This window comes from Mycobacterium xenopi (genome assembly GCF_009936235.1).
Taxonomy (GTDB): Bacteria; Actinomycetota; Actinomycetes; order Mycobacteriales; family Mycobacteriaceae; genus Mycobacterium; species Mycobacterium xenopi.
Genome location: NZ_AP022314.1, coordinates 4003630 through 4024296, shown reverse-complemented (window position 1 = coordinate 4024296; position 20667 = coordinate 4003630). Strand labels below are relative to the sequence as shown.

General features: G+C 65.5%; 27 protein-coding genes and 4 pseudogenes. 30 read left to right on the top strand and 1 reads right to left on the bottom strand.

Features of this window, described 5'->3' with window-relative positions; translation table 11 throughout:
* Positions 1 to 46 precede the first annotated feature (46 nt).
* The 30 genes and pseudogenes from MYXE_RS19190 (at position 47) to rplO (ending at position 19719) form a co-directional block, all read left to right on the top strand.
* Positions 47 to 1449, top strand: a pseudogene (locus MYXE_RS19190) (IS1380 family transposase).
* Positions 1450 to 1652: 203 nt separating this feature from the next.
* Positions 1653 to 1847 carry a carboxylesterase family protein gene (locus tag MYXE_RS24715; protein WP_232061655.1) on the top strand — a complete coding sequence of 65 codons (195 nt, stop codon included), beginning with the start codon at positions 1653 to 1655 and terminating at the stop codon, positions 1845 to 1847.
* Positions 1848 to 2333: 486 nt separating this feature from the next.
* The gene (gene rpsJ / locus MYXE_RS19180) at positions 2334 to 2639 is read left to right on the top strand and encodes a 30S ribosomal protein S10 (protein ID WP_003923373.1); all 306 of its coding nucleotides are present in this window, start codon (positions 2334 to 2336) and stop codon (positions 2637 to 2639) included.
* A gap of 15 nt (positions 2640 to 2654) precedes the next feature.
* Positions 2655 to 3310: pseudogene (gene rplC, locus MYXE_RS19175) on the top strand (50S ribosomal protein L3).
* A complete protein-coding gene (gene rplD, locus MYXE_RS19170; RefSeq protein ID WP_003923376.1) occupies positions 3310 to 3966 on the top strand; it encodes a 50S ribosomal protein L4 in 657 nt (218 codons plus the stop codon). Before rplC ends, rplD begins: the two are co-directional and overlap by 1 nt.
* Entirely contained in the window at positions 3966 to 4268 is a 303-nt protein-coding gene (rplW, locus tag MYXE_RS19165) for a 50S ribosomal protein L23 (RefSeq protein ID WP_003923377.1), read from the top strand. The genes rplD and rplW overlap by 1 nt, the downstream gene beginning before the upstream one ends.
* Before the next feature lie 29 nt (positions 4269 to 4297).
* Positions 4298 to 5140: a 50S ribosomal protein L2 gene (gene rplB / locus MYXE_RS19160; protein WP_003923379.1), complete on the top strand. Its 843-nt coding sequence runs from the start codon at positions 4298 to 4300 to the stop codon at positions 5138 to 5140.
* Positions 5141 to 5152: 12 nt separating this feature from the next.
* Complete coding sequence (gene rpsS / locus MYXE_RS19155) at positions 5153 to 5434, top strand: 30S ribosomal protein S19 (protein WP_003923380.1); 282 nt, start codon at positions 5153 to 5155, stop codon at positions 5432 to 5434.
* A complete protein-coding gene (rplV, locus tag MYXE_RS19150) occupies positions 5431 to 6066 on the top strand; it encodes a 50S ribosomal protein L22 (protein WP_161552121.1) in 636 nt (211 codons plus the stop codon). The genes rpsS and rplV overlap by 4 nt, the downstream gene beginning before the upstream one ends.
* Positions 6066 to 6896 (top strand): 30S ribosomal protein S3, encoded by an 831-nt coding sequence (gene rpsC, locus MYXE_RS19145; protein ID WP_003923383.1) that lies wholly within the window; start codon positions 6066 to 6068, stop codon positions 6894 to 6896. Before rplV ends, rpsC begins: the two co-directional genes overlap by 1 nt.
* Positions 6897 to 6899: 3 nt before the next feature.
* Positions 6900 to 7316, top strand: coding sequence for a 50S ribosomal protein L16 (rplP, locus tag MYXE_RS19140; RefSeq protein ID WP_003923384.1), 417 nt, complete (start codon positions 6900 to 6902; stop codon positions 7314 to 7316).
* Positions 7316 to 7549 (top strand): 50S ribosomal protein L29, encoded by a 234-nt coding sequence (rpmC, locus tag MYXE_RS19135; protein WP_003923385.1) that lies wholly within the window; start codon positions 7316 to 7318, stop codon positions 7547 to 7549. The genes rplP and rpmC overlap by 1 nt, the downstream gene beginning before the upstream one ends.
* Positions 7546 to 7929 (top strand): 30S ribosomal protein S17, encoded by a 384-nt coding sequence (gene rpsQ / locus MYXE_RS19130; RefSeq protein WP_086009263.1) that lies wholly within the window; start codon positions 7546 to 7548, stop codon positions 7927 to 7929. The genes rpmC and rpsQ overlap by 4 nt, the downstream gene beginning before the upstream one ends.
* 39 nt (positions 7930 to 7968) lie before the next feature.
* The gene (locus MYXE_RS19125) at positions 7969 to 8535 is read left to right on the top strand and encodes an MBL fold metallo-hydrolase (RefSeq protein ID WP_085197471.1); all 567 of its coding nucleotides are present in this window, start codon (positions 7969 to 7971) and stop codon (positions 8533 to 8535) included.
* Between the two features lie 73 nt (positions 8536 to 8608).
* Positions 8609 to 10960, top strand: coding sequence for an arylsulfatase (locus MYXE_RS19120; protein ID WP_085197474.1), 2352 nt, complete (start codon positions 8609 to 8611; stop codon positions 10958 to 10960).
* 259 nt (positions 10961 to 11219) lie between these two features.
* Complete coding sequence (locus tag MYXE_RS19115) at positions 11220 to 11645, top strand: hypothetical protein (RefSeq protein ID WP_232061654.1); 426 nt, start codon at positions 11220 to 11222, stop codon at positions 11643 to 11645.
* Positions 11646 to 11769: 124 nt separating this feature from the next.
* Positions 11770 to 11919 (top strand): annotated as a pseudogene (locus MYXE_RS19110) (DUF4436 family protein); the annotation flags it as partial.
* 54 nt (positions 11920 to 11973) lie between these two features.
* On the top strand, positions 11974 to 12858 hold the full coding sequence (locus MYXE_RS19105) for a formylglycine-generating enzyme family protein (RefSeq protein WP_085197476.1): 885 nt from the start codon (positions 11974 to 11976) through the stop codon (positions 12856 to 12858).
* Positions 12859 to 13177: 319 nt separating this feature from the next.
* Positions 13178 to 14695 carry an HNH endonuclease signature motif containing protein gene (locus MYXE_RS19100; RefSeq protein WP_112650089.1) on the top strand — a complete coding sequence of 506 codons (1518 nt, stop codon included), beginning with the start codon at positions 13178 to 13180 and terminating at the stop codon, positions 14693 to 14695.
* A 44-nt stretch (positions 14696 to 14739) separates the two neighbouring features.
* Positions 14740 to 15285, top strand: a complete 546-nt coding sequence (locus MYXE_RS19095; RefSeq protein WP_003920624.1) for a DinB family protein — start codon at positions 14740 to 14742, stop codon at positions 15283 to 15285.
* Between the two features lie 213 nt (positions 15286 to 15498).
* The gene (rplN, locus tag MYXE_RS19090) at positions 15499 to 15867 is read left to right on the top strand and encodes a 50S ribosomal protein L14 (protein WP_003920623.1); all 369 of its coding nucleotides are present in this window, start codon (positions 15499 to 15501) and stop codon (positions 15865 to 15867) included.
* Positions 15868 to 16185 (top strand): 50S ribosomal protein L24, encoded by a 318-nt coding sequence (gene rplX / locus MYXE_RS19085; RefSeq protein WP_003920621.1) that lies wholly within the window; start codon positions 15868 to 15870, stop codon positions 16183 to 16185.
* A complete protein-coding gene (gene rplE, locus MYXE_RS19080; RefSeq protein WP_003920620.1) occupies positions 16185 to 16748 on the top strand; it encodes a 50S ribosomal protein L5 in 564 nt (187 codons plus the stop codon). The genes rplX and rplE overlap by 1 nt, the downstream gene beginning before the upstream one ends.
* A 4-nt stretch (positions 16749 to 16752) precedes the next feature.
* Positions 16753 to 16938 (top strand): type Z 30S ribosomal protein S14, encoded by a 186-nt coding sequence (locus MYXE_RS19075; protein WP_003920619.1) that lies wholly within the window; start codon positions 16753 to 16755, stop codon positions 16936 to 16938.
* 52 nt (positions 16939 to 16990) lie between these two features.
* The gene (gene rpsH, locus MYXE_RS19070) at positions 16991 to 17389 is read left to right on the top strand and encodes a 30S ribosomal protein S8 (protein ID WP_003920618.1); all 399 of its coding nucleotides are present in this window, start codon (positions 16991 to 16993) and stop codon (positions 17387 to 17389) included.
* Between the two features lie 15 nt (positions 17390 to 17404).
* Entirely contained in the window at positions 17405 to 17944 is a 540-nt protein-coding gene (gene rplF, locus MYXE_RS19065) for a 50S ribosomal protein L6 (protein WP_003920617.1), read from the top strand.
* Between the two features lie 41 nt (positions 17945 to 17985).
* Positions 17986 to 18354 carry a 50S ribosomal protein L18 gene (rplR, locus tag MYXE_RS19060; RefSeq protein WP_003920616.1) on the top strand — a complete coding sequence of 123 codons (369 nt, stop codon included), beginning with the start codon at positions 17986 to 17988 and terminating at the stop codon, positions 18352 to 18354.
* A 38-nt stretch (positions 18355 to 18392) separates the two neighbouring features.
* Entirely contained in the window at positions 18393 to 19073 is a 681-nt protein-coding gene (rpsE, locus tag MYXE_RS19055) for a 30S ribosomal protein S5 (protein ID WP_085193120.1), read from the top strand.
* Between the two features lie 2 nt (positions 19074 to 19075).
* Positions 19076 to 19282: a 50S ribosomal protein L30 gene (gene rpmD, locus MYXE_RS19050; protein ID WP_003920614.1), complete on the top strand. Its 207-nt coding sequence runs from the start codon at positions 19076 to 19078 to the stop codon at positions 19280 to 19282.
* A complete protein-coding gene (gene rplO, locus MYXE_RS19045) occupies positions 19279 to 19719 on the top strand; it encodes a 50S ribosomal protein L15 (protein WP_085193119.1) in 441 nt (146 codons plus the stop codon). The genes rpmD and rplO overlap by 4 nt, the downstream gene beginning before the upstream one ends.
* Before the next feature lie 11 nt (positions 19720 to 19730).
* Here rplO and MYXE_RS19040 read toward each other — a convergent pair.
* Positions 19731 to 20655, bottom strand: a pseudogene (locus tag MYXE_RS19040) (LLM class flavin-dependent oxidoreductase).
* Positions 20656 to 20667: the final 12 nt, after the last annotated feature.

Genomic DNA, 20667 nt, shown 5'->3' with positions numbered 1-20667 from the left:
CGAGTGCTGAGGCCGCATTTGTCCATAGTCCGGGAAGGCACTTTCGATGCACTCATCGTATACGTTCACCACCGGATCGGCGGTGTTTGACGAGCAGAATCTGCTGTCGGCGGCCGGGTTGGTGCCAGTGCTGGAACTGGCTGAGCAGACCGGTCTTTCGGAATTGATCAACGAGCGCGTGGATCTGCCGTCGACTCGGGTGAAGTCCGGCGCGGTCAACCCGGCTGGCAAGCTGACCTCGATCGTCGCCGGGATGATGTGCGGCGCGGACAGCATCGATGATGCCAATGTGCTGCGCGCCGGCGGCACACCCCGGGTGTTCAACGAGGTATATGCCCCATCGACGTTGGGGATCTTTTTGCGCGAGTTCACCTTCGGGCATACCAAACAACTCGCCGCAGTGGCCCGCGAGCATCTGATCGCACTGGCGGCGCGCACCCCGCTGCTGGCTGGCGCCGACGAGCGGATGTTTTTGGACATCGACTCGCTGCTGCGCCCGGTCTACGGCCACGCCAAGCAGGGCGCCTCCTTCGGTCATGCCAAGATCGCCAGCCGCGCGCTGCTGCGGCTGGGCCTGTCCCCACAGATCACCACCATCTCCACGGCGACCGCCGCGCCGGTGATCGCCGAGGCGCAGCTACGGAGCGGCAAAGCCGCCTCCGGGCGCGGTGCCGCATACCAGCTCAAGCAGGCGATCACCACCGCGAAAGCGATCAACCCCGACGCGCCGATCCTGGTGCGCGGCGACTCAATGTTTGGCACCAAGAAAGTGATCACCACCTGCATTCAGCGAGGCGCCGAATTCTCCCTGTCGATCAGCCGCAACAAGCGCATCAACGCCGCGATCGCCGCCATCGACGAGGCCGCCTGGACCCCGGTGCACTACCCGGGCGCGGTCGAAGACCCCGACACCGGGGCGTTGATCTCCGATGCCCAGGTCGCCGAAACCCCTACACCCTGCGCCTGGCCCGCGGCCGAACACTGACCGTGCGGCTGGTAGTGCGCCGGGTCAAAGACGCCCGCCACCTGGATGCGTTGTTTCCGGTGTGGCGCTATCACCCGTTTGTCACCAACTCCGCGCTGCCGGTCGACCAGGCCGATATCACCCACCGACGCCACGCCATCATCGAAACCACCTTCGCCGATTTAATCGACGGCCCACTGGCACACATCCCGTCGGGGCTGTTCGCGGCCAACTGCGCCTGGCTGGCCTGCGCGGTGATCGCCCATAACCTGCTGCGCGCCGTCGGCACCCTCGCCGGTGGCCACCATGCCGTGGCCCGCGGGGCTACCCTGCGCCGCGACCTGATCAACATCCCGGCCCGCTTCGCCGCCCCGGCCCGCAAACCAATGCTGCACCTACCCGCCCACTGGCATTGGCGAGCCAGATGGAAGGCCCTGTGGCACAACGTCATCGGTTACCCGATCGCGCAACCCCGCGCCGCCTGACCCCACCTTCCAAGCCCTGTCCGCCCCGCCATCCCAGGCCCGACCCAAGGAACCCAAAGGAAAGCTGGTACAGGCCAGCGGATCACCCACGCCCCACCGCGCCACACTCGGCCGCATCCCAAAACAACCGCGTCGACGGCAACACGAAATCACCCATCCACGGATTCAGGCTAAGCCCTGCGCAGCGGAAGCTGTCCAGCCAGATGGTGAGCTACTGGAGTCAGTTCGTCACCACCGGCGCACCGAAAGTGTCGGGCCAACCGGCCTGGCCCCCGTTGGGTGGCGATCCGGCCCGCAGCCCCCGGATGTCGCTGCGGCCCGACGGCAGCAGGGTGGAGACAAACTTCGCCGAGTCCCACCAATGCCGGTTCTGGTCGAGCTTGAAAGGAAAGCGCTGACGGGGACCGCAAAACCGACTTAGGCAGGGTGGTGGTGCCGACGGCGCCACTTCTACCTCGCTTCTACCTCAATGACAACCCCCCTTGCGACGGGGCTGTCAGCCGCCTTGCTAGCCGGGTACGGAACCAGGGCTGAGGGCGGTGTCGGTGCTGATCAGCCCGGCCCGTCACGGCTCACCAGATTTGGCCGTTACCATGATCTAGGGCATACTGTTCAGGTTGCCTTGCGCCGGGTTCGCGCCTGGCCGGGCATCCGACCGGCGCCCAAACGGGCGCGTCCGGTCCCATCCTCGGAGCGCGACGAATTTCGATCTTGAAATGAGCGCGCCGAGGCTGCGTGTCGGCGACACACCCGATCGCGGGGACCGGTGAACCAGGACAGGTAAACAGCGGCGCAGACATCCGGCGCGCCGCCGGATCGACCCAGGTCGATCGGCGCGGCGGGCACACCGGGTCCGGACACGGGAACAGCGAGGTAAGAGAAGCGTGGCGGGACAGAAGATCCGCATCAGGCTCAAGGCCTACGACCACGAGGCCATCGACGCCTCAGCCCGCAAGATCGTCGAAACGGTCATGCGGACGGGTGCCAGCGTGGTGGGTCCTGTGCCGCTGCCGACCGAGAAGAACGTCTACTGCGTCATCCGCTCGCCGCACAAATACAAGGACTCGCGGGAGCACTTCGAGATGCGCACCCACAAGCGGCTGATCGACATCCTCGATCCGACACCGAAGACGGTGGATGCGTTGATGCGCATCGACCTGCCCGCGAGTGTCGACGTCAATATCCAGTAGGAGATTGGTGAACCGATGGCGCGAAAAGGCATTCTGGGCACCAAGCTGGGCATGACGCAGGTGTTCGACGAGAACAACCGGGTGGTGCCGGTCACGGTGGTCAAGGCCGGACCGAACGTGGTCACTCGAATCCGCACGCCCGAGCGCGACGGCTACAGCGCGATCCAGTTGGCTTACGGCGAGATCAGTCCCCGCAAGGTCAACAAGCCGTTGGCCGGTCAGTACAACGCCGCGGGTGTCAACCCGCGCCGGGCACCTGGCCGAGCTGCGGCTCGACGACCCGGAAGCGGCCGCCGAGTATCAGGTGGGTCAGGAGTTGACCGCCGACATCTTCACCGACGGCAGCTACGTCGACGTGACCGGCACCTCCAAGGGCAAGGGCTTCGCCGGCACCATGAAGCGCCACGGTTTCCGCGGGCAGGGTGCCAGCCACGGCGCTCAAGCCGTGCACCGACGCCCCGGTTCGATCGGGGGGCTGCGCCACACCGGCCCGGGTGTTCAAGGGCACCCGGATGGCCGGGCGGATGGGTAACGACCGGGTGACCACGCAGAACCTGCTGGTGCACAAGGTCGACGCGGAAAACGGCGTGCTGCTGATCAAGGGTGCGATACCAGGGCGCAGGGGTGGCCTGGTAATGGTGCGCAGCGCGATCAAAAAAGGTGAAAAGTAATGGCAGGCATAAAAATCGACGTCAAATCGCCAGCCGGTAAGACCGAAGGTTCAATCGAGCTGCCGGCTGAGTTATTCGATGTCGAAGCGAATATCCCGTTGATGCACCAGGTGGTCACCGCGCAGCGGGCGGCGGCTCGTCAGGGCACACACTCGACGAAAACCCGCGGCGAGGTGCGCGGCGGCGGTCGAAAACCATACCGGCAGAAGGGTACCGGCCGGGCTCGTCAGGGCTCGGTTCGGGCTCCGCAGTTCACCGGCGGCGGAACCGTGCACGGCCCCAAGCCTCGTGACTACAGCCAGCGCACCCCGAAGAAGATGATCGCGGCGGCGCTGCGATGTGCGCTGTCGGATCGGGCCCGCAATGGCCGAATCCATGCCGTCACCGAACTGGTGTCGGGCCAGACTCCGTCGACCAAGAGCGCCAAGGCGTTTTTGGCCACGCTGACCGACCGCAAGCAGCTGCTGGTGGTCATCGAACGCAGCGACGAAACGAGCGCCAAGAGCGCGCGCAATCTACCCGGCGTGCACATCCTGGCACCTGACCAGCTCAACACCTATGACGTGCTGCGCGCTGACGATGTGGTGTTCTCCGTTGAGGCGCTCAACGCATACATCGCCGCCAATACCAAAGCTGCCGAGGAGGTTTCGGCCTGATGGCGACCGTCACCGACCCCCGCGACATCATCCTGGCACCAGTCATCTCCGAGAAGTCCTATGGGCTCATCGACGACAACGTCTACACGTTTTTGGTGCACCCCGACTCCAACAAGACGCAAATCAAGATCGCGGTCGAGAAGATCTTCTCCGTGAAGGTGGCGTCGGTGAACACCGCGAACCGGCAGGGTAAACGCAAGCGCACCAGGACCGGCTATGGCAAGCGGAAGAACACCAAGCGCGCCATCGTGACGTTGGCGCCGGGCAGCAAGCCGATCGATCTGTTCGGCACACCGACATAGCCGAGGATGGATAGAAAGACTTAGCAGAGATGGGAATTCGCAAGTACAAGCCGACGTCTCCCGGCCGCCGCGGCGGCAGCGTCTCCGATTTCGCCGAGATCACCCGCTCGACCCCGGAGAAGTCGTTGGTGCGCCCGCTGCACGGCCATGGTGGGCGCAACGCGCATGGCCGGATCACCACCCGCCACAGGGGCGGTGGCCACAAGCGCGCATACCGCATCATCGACTTCCGTCGCAACGACAAGGACGGCATCAACGCGAAGGTCGCCCACATCGAATACGACCCCAACCGCACCGCCAACATCGCGCTGCTGCACTACTTGGACGGTGAGAAGCGCTATATCATTGCTCCGCAAGGACTTTCGCAGGGCGATATGGTGGAGTCGGGACCCAACGCAGACATCAAACCCGGTAACAACTTGCCGCTACGCAATATCCCTGCCGGTACCTTGATCCACGCGGTGGAGCTGCGACCGGGTGGTGGCGCCAAACTCGCCCGCTCGGCCGGGTCGAGCATTCAGTTGCTCGGCAAAGAGGGCAGCTACGCGTCGCTGCGCATGCCCAGTGGTGAGATCCGCCGCGTCGACGTCCGGTGCCGCGCCACGGTCGGCGAGGTTGGCAACGCCGAGCAGGCCAACATCAACTGGGGCAAGGCTGGCCGGATGCGCTGGAAGGGCAAGCGGCCGTCGGTGCGTGGTGTGGTGATGAACCCGGTGGACCACCCGCACGGTGGCGGCGAGGGCAAGTCCTCCGGCGGTCGTCACCCGGTCAGCCCGTGGGGCAAGCCTGAGGGTCGCACCCGGCGCCGCCACAAGCTCAGCGACAAGCTCATCGTCCGACGCCGGCGCACCGGCAAGAAACACGGGCGTTAAGAGGAGTAGCCGATGCCACGCAGCCTGAAGAAGGGTCCGTTCGTCGACGACCATCTGCTCAAGAAGGTCGACGCGCAGAACGAGAAGAACACCAAGCAGGTCATCAAGACCTGGTCGCGGCGGTCAACCATCATTCCGGACTTTGTCGGTCACACGTTCGCCGTGCACGACGGGCGCAAGCATGTGCCGGTGTTTATCACTGAGGCGATGGTGGGCCACAAGCTGGGTGAATTCGCGCCGACGCGGACCTTCAAGGGACATATCAAAGACGACCGGAAGGCCAAGCGTCGATGACCACGGCTACCGAATTCCCCTCTGCGGTCGCCAAAGCCCGGTTCGTTCGGGTGTCGCCGAGAAAGGCGCGCCGTGTGATCGACCTCGTCCGCGGCAAACCGGTAGCGGAGGCGCTCGATATCCTGCGGTGGGCGCCGCAGGCGGCCAGCCAGCCGGTGGCCAAGGTGATAGCCAGCGCTGCGGCCAACGCGCAGAACAACAACGGCCTCGACCCGGCCACGTTAGTAGTGGCCACCGTGCACGCCGACGACGGGCCGACCGCCAAGCGGATCCGTCCGCGCGCGCAAGGGCGCGCGTTCCGGATTCGCCGGCGCACGAGCCATATCACGGTAGTGGTCGAAAGCCGGCCGGCCCAGGATCGGCGGGCACCCCAGTCGTCGCGGTCCCGCCGCGCCCAGGCCAGCAAGGCCGCCGCCACCAAACAAGCGCCTGCCAAGAAGGCCCCTGCCACGAAGGCGCCCGCCGAGGAAGCGTCGGCCAAGAAGACTCCCGCCAAGAAGGCACCGGCTAAGGAAGCGTCCGCCGAGAAGACTCCCGCCAAGAAGGCACCGGCTAAAAAGACGACACCCGCCGCCACGGCGCCGGCCAAGAAGACGACCCCGCAGTCCACCGCGAAGGGAGGCTCGCAGTAGTGGGCCAGAAGATCAATCCGCACGGCTTCCGGCTTGGCATTACCACCGACTGGAAGTCGCGCTGGTACGCCGACAAGCAGTACGCCGAATACGTCAAGGAAGACGTGGCGATTCGGCGCCTGCTGTCCAGCGGCTTGGAACGCGCGGGTATCGCCGACGTGGAAATCGAACGCACACGTGACCGGGTCCGGGTCGACATCCACACCGCGCGGCCGGGCATCGTCATCGGACGCCGCGGCACCGAGGCCGACCGCATCCGCGCGGATCTGGAGAAGCTGACCGGCAAGCAGGTTCAGCTCAACATCCTCGAGGTGAAAAACCCTGAGTCCCAGGCACAGTTGGTGGCCCAAGGCGTTGCCGAGCAGTTGAGCAACCGGGTGGCGTTCCGTCGCGCGATGCGCAAGGCCATCCAGTCGGCGATGCGCCAGCCCAACGTCAAGGGCATCCGGGTACAGTGCTCGGGCCGCCTCGGCGGTGCCGAGATGAGCCGCTCGGAGTTCTACCGCGAAGGCCGCGTCCCGCTGCACACACTGCGGGCCGACATCGACTACGGATTATATGAAGCCAAAACCACTTTCGGCCGCATCGGGGTCAAGGTGTGGATCTACAAGGGCGACATCGTCGGCGGGAAACGCGAGTTGGCCGCCCCCACCGGCGCGGGCGCCGAACGTCCCCGCCGAGAGCGCCCGTCGGGTGCCCGTCCGCGGCGCAGCGGTGCTGCGGGGACGACCGGCGCGACCACCGAAGCCGGACGAGCCGCGGGCGCTGAGGAGGCCGCCGCCCCGGCGAGCGCCGAGCCGGCCCTGGAGACGCAGAGCACAGAGAGCTGAATCATGTTGATTCCCCGGAAAGTCAAGCATCGCAAACAGCACCATCCGCGCCAGCGTGGCATCGCCAGCGGCGGCACCACGGTCAGCTTCGGCGACTACGGTATTCAGGCGTTGGAGCACGCCTACATCACCAACCGGCAGATCGAGTCCGCCCGTATTGCCATCAACCGACACATTAAACGTGGCGGCAAGGTGTGGATCAACATCTTCCCGGACCGTCCGTTGACCAAAAAGCCCGCGGAGACGCGAATGGGTTCGGGGAAGGGCTCGCCGGAGTGGTGGGTGGCCAACGTCAAACCGGGCCGGGTGCTCTTCGAGCTGAGCTACCCCAACGAAGCGGTTGCTCGGGCCGCGTTGACCAGAGCGATTCACAAGCTGCCGATCAAGGCACGCATCGTTACCCGAGAGGAGCAGTTCTGATGGCCCTGGGTGTTTCCGCCGGCGAACTGCGCGAGCTCACCGACGAGGAGCTGGTCGACCGTCTGCGCGAGTCCAAGGAAGAGCTGTTCAATCTGCGCTTCCAGATGGCTACCGGCCAGCTCAGCAACAACCGCCGGCTTCGCACCGTGCGTCAGGAGATCGCACGCATCTATACCGTGCTGCGCGAACGGGAACTGGGCCTGGCATCCGGGCCTGAGGGTGAGGAATCCTGATGGCAGAGGCTAAGACCACAGCGAAGAAAGCCACCAGCAAGGCGTCGAAGGCGGCGCCGAAGAAGGCGGCGGCGACAGATGCCGCACCAAAAGAGAAGGGCCCCAAGCACACTCCACCGACCCCGAAGCCTCGGGGTCGGCGCAAGACCGCGATCGGCTACGTCGTCAGCGACAAGATGCAGAAGACCATCGTGGTCGAACTCGAGGACCGGATGCGGCATCCCTTGTACGGCAAGATCATCCGCACAACCAAGAAAGTCAAGGCGCACGACGAGAACAGCATCGCCGGCATCGGCGACCGGGTGTCGTTGATGGAGACGCGTCCGCTGTCGGCGACCAAACGCTGGCGGCTGGTCGAAATCTTGGAGAAGGCCAAGTAAGGGCCGACGCTGCGGCTGGTTCTGGTCGGCGTCGGGGCGATGAACTCGCCCCGCTACCGCCCGGCCGGGCTGCTGCTGGCCTGGCGTGGTCGCCGCGTCATGCTGGACGGTGGGGGTTCCGCCGATCCCGGATCGCGGCTGGATGCCTGGCTGGTCTGCGATGACCATGCGGAGTTGATGCCGCAGATCCGCCGCCGGGCCGCCGAACTGGGTGTGCGTCCTGCTATCGCTTCGTTCGGCGCGGACGCGGTGCGGCTGCAACCGTTGCCGGTGCGTCACACTTCCCATCCGACTGTCGGCTACCTGATCGAGACGGCATGCCAGCGGGCCGTCTGGGCACCCGAGTTTTGGGAATTCCCGGGATGGGCGCGTGAAGCCGATCTGATGTTCGCCGACGCCGCCGGATGGAACCACCCGATTCGCTTCGCCCGTGGTGTGGGTGGACACGCGTGCGTTCGGGACGTGGCTGCGGCGGCTCGCGACGCGGGCGTGCATCGACTGGTGTTCGCTCACATCGGGCGACCGAGCATTCGCGCGATCGACCGCGGTGAGCGACCACCGTTCGGTCAGTGGGGCAGCGACGGCGCGGTGTTTCGGCTGCGCTGACCCTCAGCGGTTCCGCAACATTCGCTACATGACGGGTATAGGCTTCGCGGCACCGATACGAACGGAGCCGGTGATGGCAGCAGAGTTTCAGGGCAAGATCGCGTTGGATATCCGCGACTCCGAGCCGGATTGGGGTCCGTATGCCGCGCCCCGGGCTCCGGAAGGCTCACCCAACATTTTGTATCTGGTGTGGGACGACGTCGGAATTGGGACCTGGGATTGCTTCGGCGGACTGGTCGAGATGCCGACCATGACCCGCATCGCCGAACAAGGTGTTCGGCTGTCGCAGTTTCACACCACAGCGCTGTGCTCACCCACCCGGGCGTCGTTGCTGACCGGCCGTAACGCGACGACCGTAGGTATGGCCACCATCGAAGAGTTCACCGACGGGTTCCCCAACTGCAACGGGCGCATTCCGGCCGAGACCGCGCTGATTTCGGAGGCACTGGCCGAGCGCGGCTACAACACCTACTGCATCGGTAAGTGGCATTTGACGCCGTTGGAGGAGTCGAATTTGGCGTCATCCAAGCGGCATTGGCCGCTGTCGCGTGGCTTCGAACGGTTTTACGGCTTCATGGGCGGCGAGACCGACCAGTGGTATCCGGACCTGGTGCACGACAACCATCCGGTGTCACCGCCAGCGGCACCGGAGGACGGCTACCACTTGTCGAAGGACATCGCCGACAAGACGATCGAGTTCATCCGCGACGCCAAGGTGATCGCGCCGGACAAGCCGTGGTTTGCGTATGTGTGCCCCGGCGCCGGGCATGCCCCGCACCACGTGTTCACCGAATGGGCCGACAGATACGCCGGCCGCTTCGACATGGGCTACGAGCGCTACCGCGACATCGTGTTGGCGAATCAGAAGTCGATCGGGATAGTGCCGCCGGATACCGAGTTGTCACCGATGAACCCCTATCTCGATGTGAAGGGACCGAATGGCGAGTCGTGGCCGCTGCAGGACACGGTGCGTCCTTGGGACTCGCTAAGCGGTGACGAGACGAGACTATTTTGCCGGATGGCCGAGGTGTTCGCCGGCTTTCTCAGCTATACCGACGCCCAAATCGGCCGGGTGTTGGACTATCTCGACGAATCCGGCCAACTGGACGACACCTTGATCGTGGTGATCTCCGACAACGGCGCCAGCGGCGAGGGCGGGCCGAACGGGTCGGTGAACGAGACGAAGTTCTTCAACGGTTACATCGACACCGTCGAAGACAGCCTCAAGCACCTTGACCGGCTGGGCGGGCCGCAGACCTATAACCACTACCCGATTGGGTGGGCGATGGCATTCAACACGCCGTATAAGTTGTTCAAACGCTATGCCTCCCACGAAGGCGGCATCGCTGATGCGGCGATCATCTCTTGGCCCAACGGGATTGCCGCCCGCGGGGAGGTGCGCGATAACTACGTCAACGTCTGCGACGTCACCCCGACTGTCTATGACCTGGTGGGGATCGCACCGCCCCAGACGGTAAAGGGCATCACGCAGAAGCCACTAGATGGCGTGAGTTTCAAAGCGGCACTTGCGAACCCGGGTGCAGACACCGGTAAGCGCACCCAGTTCTACACCATGCTGGGAACCCGCGGCATTTGGCATGAGGGCTGGTTCGCCAACACCGTCCACGCCGCGGCACCCGCCGGCTGGTCGCACTTCGACTCCGACCGCTGGGAGCTGTTTCACATCGCGGTTGACCGCACTCAATGTCACGACCTGTCTGCCCAGCGCCCTGACAAGCTCGAGGAGCTGAAGGCGCTGTGGTTTTCTGAAGCGGCCAAATACCACGGGCTGCCGCTGGCCGACCTCAATCTGCTGGAAACGATGTCACGGTGGCGGCCGTACCTAGCCGGCGAACGCTCCACCTACACTTACTATCCCGATACCGCCGACGTCGGCATGGGTGCTGGCGTCGAAATCCACGGGCGGTCATTCTCGGTGCTGGCCGAGGTGACCATCGACACCGTCGGCGCCGAAGGGGTGCTGTTCAAGCAGGGCGGTGCCCACGGTGGACACGCTTTGTTCATCGAGGACGGACGGCTGCACTACGTCTACAACTTCCTCGGTGAGCAGGAGCAGATGGTCTCCTCGCCCAACGCGGTGCCGCTGGGCCGACACTTGCTGGGCGTTCAATACGTGCGGAGCGGGACGGTGCAAAACAGCCACACCCCCCTGGGTGAAGCCACCCTCTACATCGACGACATCGCGGTTGACGCAGTGCGGGACATGAAGACTCATCCGGGCACGTTCGGTCTGGCCGGAGCCGCCATCAGCGTGGGCCGCAACAGCGGTTCGGCAGTGTCGAGCCGCTACAAGGCGCCGTTCGTGTTCACCGGCGGAGCCATCGCCCACGTCACCGTCGACGTTTCCGGTGCACCGTACAAGGACCTGGGAAAGAGACTCGCCCTGGCTTTCTCACGCGACTGAGATGCTGAGGAATTGCCGCATTGGGCTAGGCTCGGCGTTTCTGGCGGTCGCCCTGGCAAGTTGCGCCAATACCACTGGGGGGAAGGCGATTCCGGCAACGGTACCCGGTTTGTCGACGACAGCAGCCGTCGGCCGGCCACAGCAAGACCCGCCCGCCGGCGTTCCCGGTGTCGAGACCACGCTGCCCGCGCACATACCGCCTGATGCGCTGGAATGCTTTCCGCCGCCGAGCGTGGTAGGCAGGCCCACCACGGCCACGGTGGCTGACCCGGCCGCGCCCAAAATCACCATCAGCGTGCCGGACGGCTGGACGTCGACCGCCGGTGACGGTGATGTGGCGCTGGTGTTAGCAGGACCGGACGGCATGACAGGGAAGGTCACTATCGCGCCGACGATTCTTACGCCGGCCGCAGCGTTTGCCCAGTACGACGCGACGGTGCGAGCGAAGGCGGGTGCCGAGGTGACCATCACCCCCGCTCCCTTCTGCGGGTACAGCAGCCAGCAACTGGCCGGCACGTATCGCGGACCGTCAGGCGCGATCGCCTTCGCCGACCGCATCGCGCATATCTGGACGAACACGAAAAGCTATCTCGTCGCCATCCATCAGGAAGGGCCCGCCGGGCTGCTGGGCTTCGACGCTGCCAAAATCGCGCTGATGGCCGACTTTGCGGTCGTCATACCCTGAGAGCATTCGTCGCTGGCGGACGATGGCGTACCGGGCGTCTGGACATCCGGCTTTCCGGCGTTTCAATTCGGCGGCGAAGAGCCCCTGGTAGATCGCGAATGACAATTCGTTGTAGGCCGCAAACCTGTTGGCCATCGTTCCGTTGCGCAACATCCTTCCCGGCGCCCCACCACCGGGCTCGTGGATCGACCACGCCGTCGTGCAGTGGGTACTCATCGCGTTGGGGGCGGCGATGGCCTTGTGCATCTTTGCCTGGGTCCGCCAGGGCAACTGAAGTGTGCTGACGACGAAGCAAGGGGCGACTTTGTGGTCGTCATACCCTGGCATCATGCTGACGGAGCTGGTTGAGCTGCCCGGCGGAGCGTTTCGTATGGGATCGACGAGCTTCTATCCCGAAGAAGCTCCCATCCATACCGCCGCAGTCGCGCCGTTCGCGGTGGAACGGCATCCGGTGACCAACGTGCAGTTCGCCGAATTCGTTGCTGCGACAGGCTATATAACGGTCGCCGAACAACCGATCGATCCCGCACAGTATCCGGGTGCGAATCCAGACGACCTTGTCCCAGGGGCGTTGGTATTCCGTCCGACGCCTGGTCCGGTCGACTTGCAAGACTGGCGGCAGTGGTGGCACTGGGTACCGGGCGCGTGCTGGCGCCACCCGTTCGGCCCCGGCAGCGACGTCACTGACAGAGCCGATCACCCAGTGGTACAGGTCGCCTATCCGGACGCCGCGGCCTACGCGCGGTGGGCGGGGCGGCGGCTGCCCTCCGAGGCGGAGTGGGAATACGCGGCCCGCGGCGGAACCACCACGACGTATGCCTGGGGGGACGAGGAGAAGCCGAACGGGCGATTGATGGCCAACACATGGCAGGGCAGATTCCCGTACCGCAACGACGGCGCCTTGGGATGGATCGGAACGTCGCCGGTAGGGACCTTTCCGCCCAACGGTTTTGGGTTGGTGGACATGATCGGCAACGTCTGGGAGTGGACCGCCACCGAATTCAGCTCACACCACCGGCTGGATCAGCCTCCGAAACCCTGCTGCACACCGTCCGGACCCGCTGATCCTCGCGTGAATCAGACGCTGAAAGGCGGTTCGCACCTGTGCGCGCCGGAGTACTGCCACCGCTACCGCCCCGCAGCGCGTTCGCCCCAGTCGCAGGACACCGCGACCACGCACATCGGTTTCCGGTGCGTGGCCGACCTCGAGTAGTGGTCGACAGCCACGTCGGCCGCGAGCGACACGGGGAGATCGCCGCCGTGCGCGCTGCCAGCCGGCCTGGCGGCTGCCGAGCGCCGACAACGCGCCGCTAATCCTGTCCGTTTGCGGGTCGGGTGTTCGTCGACGAGAACTCCGCGACATCGCCGCCTCGCAGCTGACCAGCTAGCTGGGGCCGCGCTGTCCCGCGACCTGGTCGAGGACAGCTTCGGGCGGGCCGTGCGGCTGGCACAAGAACGGATCAGCTTTCCGATGCCCGGGAGCAGGCCGACCGGTCAGCGAGTTGTCGTACCCCACCCTTATGATCGAACCTATGTTCGATGAAGCTGCACGCCGGGAGGTGATTGCCCGCTTCGATGAGATGTGGGAGCGGCGACATCCTTCCACCACCGGGGAGTCGGCGGCGTTGGTGGATCAGATTTCTGCGGCGGCGCGGGCGGAGAATCGGGCGGCGGCCGCGCAGCTGAGCGCGATCGGGCAGTTGTTCGGCTATCGGTTGTCGCGGTGCTCGGAAAGCGTGGAGTGGGCGATCGACACCGAGGAGGCGGTGGCCGCGGAGGTGGCCGCGGCGTTGCGGGTCAGCCAGGCGTTGGCGGGCAGCCGGCTGCGTTATGCCCGGGCCCTCCGCGAGCGGCTACCCAAGGTCGGTGAGGTGTTTGCGGCCGGGGATATCGACTATCGCAGTTTTCAGACGATCGTGTATCGCACCGAGTTGATCACCGACCCCGAGGTGCTGGCGGCGGTTGATGCCGAGCTGGCGATCAAGGTGCGGCGCTGGCCGTCGCTGACCCAGGGCCGGCTGGCCGCCCAGATCGACAAGATCGTGGTTCGCGCTGATGCCGATGCGGTGCGCCGACGCAAGGAGTATCAAGCCGATCGGCAGGTCTGGATCGGCCCTCGCGACGAAGGCGGCACCTCGGAGATCCACGGCACCTTGTTCACCACCGACGCCCATGCGCTGGACAAGCGGTTGGATGGTTTGGCGGCCACGGTGTGTGCCCATGATCCGCGCACGCGCCAGCAGCGCCGCGCCGATGCGCTGGGGGCATTAGCGGCCGGGGCGGATCGGCTGGGCTGCCGCTGCGGACGCCCCGAGTGCGGGGGTGCCGGCCGGCCCGCCGTCGGCCCGGTGGTGGTTCACGTGATCGCCGAGCAAGCCACGCTCGATGGCAGCGGCGAGGTGGCGGCATCACAGGTGAGCGCCGACGGGCTCATCCCTCCGGAACTCGTTACGCAATTGGCCACGTCGGCCGAGCTGACCCCGGTGGTGCATCCGGGCGATGCCTCGCCGGAGCGGGGGTATGTGCCGTCGAAGGCGCTGGCCGATTTTGTGCGCTGCCGGGATCTGACCTGTCGTTGGCCCGGCTGCGACAAGCCCGCGTTTGAATGCGACCTCGATCACACGATTCCCTACGCCAAGGGCGGGCCCACCCACGCCTCGAACCTCAAAGCTTATTGCCGCACTCATCATTTGGTGAAAACGTTTTGGGGCTGGCGTGAGCAGCAGTTGCCCGACGGCACCCTGATCTTGACCGCGCCGACGGGGCACACCTATGTCACCACCCCGGGCAGCGCGCTGCTGTTTCCCCACCTGTGCCGGCCCACCGCCGCCCTGCCCCCGCCACCAGCCGACCCGCCGCCGGACTACTGCGGGGACCGCAGCGCGATGATGCCCAAACGCCGGCGCACCCGCGCCCAAGACCGCGCACATCGCATCGCCACCGAACGCCGCCACAACCGCCACGCGCGCATCGCCCGGCGCGCGCAACGCCCCAGCTACTTCAGCCTGGCCCCACCCGACAACGACGACGACGATCCCCCGCCGTTCTGATCTGTCGGCTGCGACGACTACACAAAACCGGCGATCATTGTCACATGCATGCATTGCCGCCGCTGGCCGCCGAAGATCACGTGTGCGACGTCTGCGCGTTGGCTTATCCGGAGATCAGCATCGACGACGCCGTCGCAGTCGTCATCCCATTGCCGATTGCGGTTCGAGACGCCGTCGAGGCCATCCCGCAGCACGCGCGTCGGCGACGACCCAGCCCACAGGTATGGTCGGTGACCGAATACGTTTGCCACCTGCGCGATGTCTACGTCGCCTTCACCATCCGGCTGCACCGCATCCGTACCGAAGACGTTCCGGCGCTGGAACCGATGTACAACGACTTGCGGGCCCGCCGGTTTCGGTACAACGATCGGGACCTCACCGCCACGCTTGACGAGCTCGCGGCGGCTGTAACCGGCTTTTGCGAGCAGATCGACCGTACTGGCACACAGGACTGGGACCGCGTGGCGACCCGCCTGCCGGGCGAGCAGCGCTCCGCACGTTGGCTGGTCCGCCAAGCGATGCACGAAGGTGTCCACCATCTCGCCGATATACGCAGAATTGGCAACGCCATCGCCGATGCTTCGCGATAGCGAGACAACCAGCCAAAAATTTGGCGCTGAGCAGGTCGTCACCTAGACTCTAAGGGTTGCCGTGGGCAGACCTCGGCCGGCGCAAGGTGACGGCCCCGCGTGCCTTTCGGCGACGAAGACCACGCACGACAGAGTTCCTCCGGCGTGCACACGTTAGCCAGGCGGTTGGCGCGCACGAGTTCCAACGACCCGGCACAGGATTGAGGAGATCTGGTGATTCAGCAGGAATCGCGACTGAAGGTTGCCGACAACACCGGCGCCAAAGAGATCTTGTGCATCCGTGTGCTCGGCGGCTCCGGGCGGCGCTACGCCGGAATCGGCGACGTCATCGTGGCCACGGTCAAAGACGCCATCCCCGGTGGCAACGTCAAGCGCGGTGACGTGGTCAAGGCGGTGGTCGTGCGCACCGCCAAGGAGCGTCGCCGCCCCGACGGCAGCTACATCAAGTTCGACGAGAACGCGGCGGTGATCATCAAGCCGGACAACGATCCGCGGGGCACTCGTATTTTCGGTCCGGTCGGCCGCGAGCTGCGGGAGAAGCGGTTCATGAAGATCATTTCGCTGGCCCCGGAGGTGTTATAGATGAAGGTCCACAAGGGCGATACGGTGCTCGTCATCTCCGGTAAAGACAAGGGCGCCAAGGGCAAGGTGCTCAAGGCGTACCCGGCTAAAAACAAGGTACTCGTCGAGGGCGTCAACCGGATCAAGAAGCACACGCCGATCTCGACGACCCAGCGCGGCGCACGGTCGGGCGGGATCGTCACGCAGGAAGCCCCGATCCACGTCTCCAACGTCATGGTTGTCGACTCCGACGGCAAGCCGACCCGGGTCGGGTACCGCATCGACGAGGAGACCGGCAAGAAGGTCCGCATCTCCAAGCGCAACGGCAAGGACATCTGATGACGACCGCAGAAAAGGTTCAGCCGCGGCTGAAAGTGCGCTACCGCGAAGAGATCCGTGACGCGCTGCAAAAACAATTCGGGTATCGCAACGTCATGCAGATCCCGACGGTGGTCAAGGTCGTCGTCAACATGGGGATCGGGGAAGCGGCCCGCGACGCCAAGATGATCAACGGCGCGGTCAACGACGTTGCGATGATCACCGGGCAGCGGCCGGAAATCCGGCGGGCGCGTAAATCGGTCGCGCAGTTCAAGCTTCGTGAAGGCATGCCGATCGGCGTGCGGGCAACCCTGCGCGGCGATCGCATGTGGGAGTTTCTCGACCGGTTGGTTTCCATTGCGCTACCACGTATCCGCGACTTCCGCGGGTTGTCGCCGACGCAGTTCGACGGCGCCGGCAACTACTCGCTCGGGCTGGCCGAGCAGACGGTGTTCCACGAGGTCGACGTGGACTCCATCGACCGGACCCGTGGCATGAACATCAGCGTCGTCACCTCGGCGGCGACCGACGAGGAAGGACGCGCGCTGTTGCGGGCCCTCGGCTTCCCGTTCAAGGAGAACTGAACACATGGCGAAGAAGGCACTGGTCAACAAGGCCCAGCGGAAACCGAAGTTCAAGGTGCGGGCCTACACCCGCTGCAGTAAGTGCGGCCGCCCGCACGCGGTCTACCGCAAGTTCGGGCTGTGCCGGATTTGCCTGCGCGAGATGGCGCACGCCGGCGAGCTGCCGGGCGTGCAGAAGAGCAGTTGGTGAAACGCAGCAGGCCCGAGCCGGGAACCACTGCGAGAAAGGTGACACGGCTGTCATGACGATGACGGACCCAATCGCGGACTTTCTGACGCGTCTGCGCAACGCCAACGCGGCCTACCACGACGAGGTGAGGCTGCCCCACTCGAAGATCAAGGCCAACATCGCCGAGATCCTCAAAAACGAAGGCTACATTGCCGATTACCGCGTCGAAGACGCTCGCGTGGGCAAAGCGCTCGTCATTCAACTCAAGTACGGGCCAAACCGCGAACGCAGCCTCGCCGGTCTGCGCCGGGTGTCCAAGCCGGGATTGCGGGTCTACGCGAAATCCACCAACCTGCCGCGGGTGCTCGGCGGCCTGGGCGTGGCGATCATCTCGACGTCCTCGGGTCTGCTCACCGACCGGCAGGCGGCCAGACAGGGCGTGGGCGGCGAAGTCCTCGCGTACGTGTGGTGAGGGGAAGCTAACGCTATGTCGCGTATTGGTAAGCAACCGATTCCGGTGCCCGCGGGCGTGGACGTGACGATCGACGGTCAAAACGTGTCGGTGAAAGGCCCGAAGGGCACACTGTCGTTAACCGTCGCGGAACCGATCACGGTGTCGCGCAACGAGGACGGCGCGATCGTGGTCAGCCGTCCCGACGACGAGCGACGCAGCCGCTCGCTGCACGGGCTGTCGCGCACCCTGGTGTCCAACTTGGTCACTGGTGTGACGCAGGGCTACACGACGAAGATGGAGATCTTCGGGGTGGGCTACCGCGTCCAACTACGCGGCAACAACCTGGAATTCGCGCTGGGCTATAGCCACCCCGTGGTGGTCGAGGCGCCCGAAGGCATCACGTTCGCCGTCGAATCGCCCACCAAATTCTCGATCTCGGGGATCGACAAGCAGAAGGTAGGCCAGATCTCGGCGAACATCCGCCGGCTGCGTCGCCCCGACCCCTACAAGGGCAAGGGTGTGCGCTATGAGGGCGAGCAGGTGCGCCGCAAGGTCGGAAAGACAGGTAAGTAGTCATGGCTGCATCACAATCGGGAACCGCACCCGGAAAGCCGGTGGGGCAGAGCGTCGCTGCAGCCCGCCGAGCTGCCCGCCTGCGTCGGCACGCGCGGCTGCGCAAGAAGATTTCGGGCACCCCGGAACGCCCACGGCTGGTGGTGCACCGGTCGGCGCGCCATATTCACGTGCAGCTGGTCAACGACCTGAACGGCACCACCCTGGCGGCCGCCTCCTCGATCGAGCCCGACGTGCGCGGGGTGCAGGGTGACAAAAAGGCCCGCAGCGTCCGGGTCGGGCAGTTGATCGCCGAGCGGGCCAAGGCCGCGGGGATCGAAACCGTGGTATTCGACCGCGGCGGGTACAAATACGGTGGTCGGATCGCGGCGCTGGCCGACGCGGCGCGGGAAAGCGGATTGAAGTTCTAAATGGCTGACGTTTTGAACGAGACTGGAAGGACTGCATCATGACGGAGCAGCCGACTTCGGGGGGTGGCGCTCCGGACACCGGCGGCGTTACCCGCAGCGAAGGACGAGCCGAAGGACGCGAGAGCCGCAGGAGCCGCGAGGGCGGCCGGGCACGCGAGCGCGACGGCGACAAGACCAACTACCTGGAACGAGTCGTCGCCATCAACCGCGTTTCCAAAGTGGTCAAGGGCGGTCGGCGGTTCAGCTTCACCGCACTGGTCATCGTCGGTGACGGCAACGGCATGGTCGGCGTCGGCTACGGCAAGGCCAAAGAAGTCCCCGCCGCCATCGCCAAAGGCGTTGAAGAGGCGCGCAAAAACTTCTTCCGGGTGCCGCTCATCGGCGGCACCATCACCCATCCCGTGCAGGGTGAGGCTGCAGCCGGAGTGGTGCTGCTGCGCCCGGCCAGCCCCGGTACCGGTGTGATCGCCGGCGGCGCCGCCCGGGCGGTGCTGGAATGCGCCGGCGTGCACGACATTTTGGCCAAGTCACTAGGCAGCGACAACGCGATCAACGTGGTGCACGCCACGGTGGCCGCACTGAAGCTGCTGCAGCGCCCCGAGGAGGTGGCCGCTCGCCGCGGGCTGCCGATTGAAGACGTCGCGCCGTCCCGCATGCTCAAGGCGCGCCGCGAAAGCGAAGCGCTGGCGTCGAGCGCGGCACGTGAGGGAACGGCGTAGCCATGGCTCAGCTGAAGATCACACAGGTGCGCAGTGCGATCGGCACCCGCTGGAAGCAGCGGGAAAGCTTGCGCACCTTGGGCTTACGGCGAATCCGCCATTCGGTGATCCGCGACGACAACCCCCAGACCCGAGGGCTGATCGCGGTGGTGCGCCACCTCGTCGAGGTGCAACCCGTCGAGGTGAAAGGCGAAGGTAAGAAGAAATGACGATCAAACTTCACGACCTGCGGCCTGCTCCGGGGTCGAAAACCAAACGGACTCGGGTCGGTCGCGGCGACGGCTCCAAAGGCAAGACAGCAGGCCGAGGCACCAAGGGCACCAAGGCCCGCAAGAAGGTTGCGGTCACCTTCGAGGGCGGCCAGATGCCGATCCATATGCGGTTACCCAAGTTGAAGGGCTTCCGCAACCGCTTCCGCACCGAATACGAGATCGTCAACGTCGGTGATATCAACCGGCTCTTCCCAAAGGGCGGTGCCGTCGGCGTCGACGAACTCGTGGCCAAAGGAGCCGTTCGCAAGAACTCGCCGGTGAAAGTGCTCGGCGAGGGCAAGTTAACCGTCAAGGTCGATGTGACCGCGCACAAATTCAGCGGCACCGCCCGTGAGAAGATCACGGCGGCTGGCGGTTCGGTCACCGAACTGTAGCTCGCCGGGAGCTAACGCAACTGCGGAATCACTTCTGCGGCAAGGCGTTCCATTTGCTGGCGGTCCTGCGCTACGTCGTTACCGACCGGGTTGAGCAGGATCATTTGCGCGCCGGCGTCGATCACCTCACGCAGTCCGCGTGCGACATCAGCCGGCGTGCCCGACACCGGCACGTCCTCCACCCCCGGCATGGTGCCGTAAATCCGGCGCAGCCCGGCCAGCACGTTCGCGGGCCAAGCCCGCGTCGTCGTCGACCATGAGATACACCCGCTTGCCGATCGTGAAGTCGCCCGGGTCCTTGCCTTGTTCGGCGAGCTCGCGGTGCACCGTCTTCACCGCTTGGGCAAACGCGACGGTGGTTGACGACCCGGCGCCGAGAAACGCGTTTCCGTGCCGCACCGCTCGGGCCAGCGCCTTGGGCGCCTGACCGCCGAACCAGATCGGCGGATGCGGTCGCTGCACGGGTTTGGGCTGGATGGGCAGGTTGTCGACCTGACGGAAGCGGCCGTGGAACGTCACTCTGGGTTCATCTGCCCACGCTGCTTTCATCAGCTGCAGGCCTTCGGTGAAACGCGACACGAATGTCGCCTTGTCCACCCCGAAGGCGGAGAACCGACGAAAGCCGCCGCCGGGGGCCACCCCGACGTCGAGCCGGCCGAGGCTGATGCGGTCGACGGTGGTCACCGCCGCGGCCAACTGGAGCGGCTCGTGCAGCGACGAGACCAGCACGGCCACCCCCAGGCGCAGCCGGTCGGTGCAGGCCGCCGCGTACGCCAACAACTCCAGCGGCGCCAGCAGCGGCGCCTCGCCGATAATCTGCTCGAGCACCCAGCCGCCGTCAAAACCAAGTTCCTCGGCCCGGGCGAGATACGACCGCAGGCCGGCGGCGTCGAAACCGGTGGCGTCTAGCTGGGGAATCGAAATCGAAAACCTCACCCCACCACGGTA

What these genes read in the sequence shown, in the direction of transcription:
- MYXE_RS24715 (WP_232061655.1), top strand. Translation starts at nt 1,653, where the DNA reads ATGGTGAGCTACTGGAGTCAGTTCGTCACCACCGGCGCACCGAAAGTG.
- rplD (WP_003923376.1), top strand. Translation starts at nt 3,310, where the DNA reads ATGGCAGGCATAAAAATCGACGTCAAATCGCCAGCCGGTAAGACCGAA.
- rplW (WP_003923377.1), top strand. Translation starts at nt 3,966, where the DNA reads ATGGCGACCGTCACCGACCCCCGCGACATCATCCTGGCACCAGTCATC.
- rplB (WP_003923379.1), top strand. Translation starts at nt 4,298, where the DNA reads ATGGGAATTCGCAAGTACAAGCCGACGTCTCCCGGCCGCCGCGGCGGC.
- rpsS (WP_003923380.1), top strand. Translation starts at nt 5,153, where the DNA reads ATGCCACGCAGCCTGAAGAAGGGTCCGTTCGTCGACGACCATCTGCTC.
- rplV (WP_161552121.1), top strand. Translation starts at nt 5,431, where the DNA reads ATGACCACGGCTACCGAATTCCCCTCTGCGGTCGCCAAAGCCCGGTTC.
- rplP (WP_003923384.1), top strand. Translation starts at nt 6,900, where the DNA reads ATGTTGATTCCCCGGAAAGTCAAGCATCGCAAACAGCACCATCCGCGC.
- rpmC (WP_003923385.1), top strand. Translation starts at nt 7,316, where the DNA reads ATGGCCCTGGGTGTTTCCGCCGGCGAACTGCGCGAGCTCACCGACGAG.
- MYXE_RS19125 (WP_085197471.1), top strand. Translation starts at nt 7,969, where the DNA reads ATGAACTCGCCCCGCTACCGCCCGGCCGGGCTGCTGCTGGCCTGGCGT.
- MYXE_RS19120 (WP_085197474.1), top strand. Translation starts at nt 8,609, where the DNA reads ATGGCAGCAGAGTTTCAGGGCAAGATCGCGTTGGATATCCGCGACTCC.
- MYXE_RS19105 (WP_085197476.1), top strand. Translation starts at nt 11,974, where the DNA reads ATGCTGACGGAGCTGGTTGAGCTGCCCGGCGGAGCGTTTCGTATGGGA.
- MYXE_RS19100 (WP_112650089.1), top strand. Translation starts at nt 13,178, where the DNA reads ATGTTCGATGAAGCTGCACGCCGGGAGGTGATTGCCCGCTTCGATGAG.
- MYXE_RS19095 (WP_003920624.1), top strand. Translation starts at nt 14,740, where the DNA reads ATGCATGCATTGCCGCCGCTGGCCGCCGAAGATCACGTGTGCGACGTC.
- rplX (WP_003920621.1), top strand. Translation starts at nt 15,868, where the DNA reads ATGAAGGTCCACAAGGGCGATACGGTGCTCGTCATCTCCGGTAAAGAC.
- rplE (WP_003920620.1), top strand. Translation starts at nt 16,185, where the DNA reads ATGACGACCGCAGAAAAGGTTCAGCCGCGGCTGAAAGTGCGCTACCGC.
- MYXE_RS19075 (WP_003920619.1), top strand. Translation starts at nt 16,753, where the DNA reads ATGGCGAAGAAGGCACTGGTCAACAAGGCCCAGCGGAAACCGAAGTTC.
- rpsH (WP_003920618.1), top strand. Translation starts at nt 16,991, where the DNA reads ATGACGATGACGGACCCAATCGCGGACTTTCTGACGCGTCTGCGCAAC.
- rplF (WP_003920617.1), top strand. Translation starts at nt 17,405, where the DNA reads ATGTCGCGTATTGGTAAGCAACCGATTCCGGTGCCCGCGGGCGTGGAC.
- rpsE (WP_085193120.1), top strand. Translation starts at nt 18,393, where the DNA reads ATGACGGAGCAGCCGACTTCGGGGGGTGGCGCTCCGGACACCGGCGGC.
- rpmD (WP_003920614.1), top strand. Translation starts at nt 19,076, where the DNA reads ATGGCTCAGCTGAAGATCACACAGGTGCGCAGTGCGATCGGCACCCGC.
- rplO (WP_085193119.1), top strand. Translation starts at nt 19,279, where the DNA reads ATGACGATCAAACTTCACGACCTGCGGCCTGCTCCGGGGTCGAAAACC.